Annotated in this window: 1 protein-coding gene; it reads left to right on the top strand. The window is 43.2% G+C overall.

Features of this window, described 5'->3' with window-relative positions; all coding sequences use genetic code 11:
- On the top strand, nucleotides 1-629 hold a 629-nt coding region (gene tnpC, locus CEX98_RS22455), incomplete at both ends, for an IS66 family transposase (RefSeq protein ID WP_143484403.1).

Raw genomic sequence — 629 nt, 5'->3', positions numbered from 1 at the left:
CTGTATCAACGCTTAAAAGAAGTGTTGTTATCGCAGGCGGTTATTCATGCTGATGAAACCCCGTTAAACGTCATTAACGCAGATAACGTGACCAGCTATATGTGGTTATATTGTTGTGGCGATGATAAACCGGGTGAAAGCACTAATATTGTCCTGTTTGATTATCATAATAGTCGTGCGGGCCAATGTGCCGTTGATTTCCTAGATGGTTACCAAGGCTACATGCACGTTGACGGCTATAAGGCTTATGAGCAAACTCAGGCAACACTGGTTGCATGCCTTGCTCATATGCGTCGTAAATTCATCGAAGCGAAAGGCAATAATAAGAAAACAGGCAAGGCGGATGTGGTGCTCAACCTCATTGGCAAGCTCTACGGTATTGAGCAAGCCATCAAAGATAAACCAGCCACAGAAAAGTACACGGTTAGACAACAAAAAGCCAAACCCATTGTTGACGAGTTATACCAATGGTTGCTCAAGCACAAAGATAAAATCCCGCCCAAAATGGCGCTAGGTAAAGCCATTAACTACGCGATAAATCAATTTGAAAAATTCCGGCGTTACTTAGAGGATGGCAGGCTTAAAATTGATAACAATCGCGCAGAGCGAGCTATAAAACCGTTCGTGAT

Source organism: Pseudoalteromonas piscicida (assembly GCF_002744175.1).
Classification (GTDB): Bacteria; Pseudomonadota; Gammaproteobacteria; order Enterobacterales; family Alteromonadaceae; genus Pseudoalteromonas; species Pseudoalteromonas piscicida_B.
This window is presented reverse-complemented; position numbering and strand designations above follow the sequence as displayed.